Annotated in this window: 1 protein-coding gene; it reads right to left on the reverse strand. The window is 62.1% G+C overall.

Annotated elements, in window-relative coordinates:
• A partial coding sequence (locus tag IF47_RS0127065; RefSeq protein WP_031511703.1) for a hypothetical protein occupies nucleotides 1-309 on the reverse strand: 309 nt, incomplete at its 3' end.
• Nucleotides 310-351: the final 42 nt, after the last annotated feature.

A 351-nucleotide genomic window follows, 5' to 3' on the forward strand; every position in this document is an offset into this window, starting at 1 on the left:
GAATTGACCGACGTCGTAGCCATCCTTGCCGCAGCCGGAGTCGCCGCCGTCGGTGATATAGAGCTTCTCGTTGTGGTTGTTGTCGATCAGGCGACCCGAGACACCATGACCGTCCGCCCTCGTGTCGCAGACCTTGAACACGTCTCCATCGTCGATGAAGGTCATCGTGCCCCGGCCGCCCGGAAGCGAGATTTTCTTGTCGCTGTCGAGAGTGGAGAAATCGGAGGCCTGAGCCGTCGACGTGGTGCCGGCGAAGACCGTGGCCACAGCAGCACCGGCCACGGCTATCCGGGTGAACGATCTGAACACTGAGTTTCCCTTTCACCGCAGGACTGCGGAGCAGCCCCACGG

The organism is Streptomyces megasporus (assembly GCF_000718985.1).
Lineage (GTDB): Bacteria > Actinomycetota > Actinomycetes > Streptomycetales > Streptomycetaceae > Streptomyces > Streptomyces megasporus.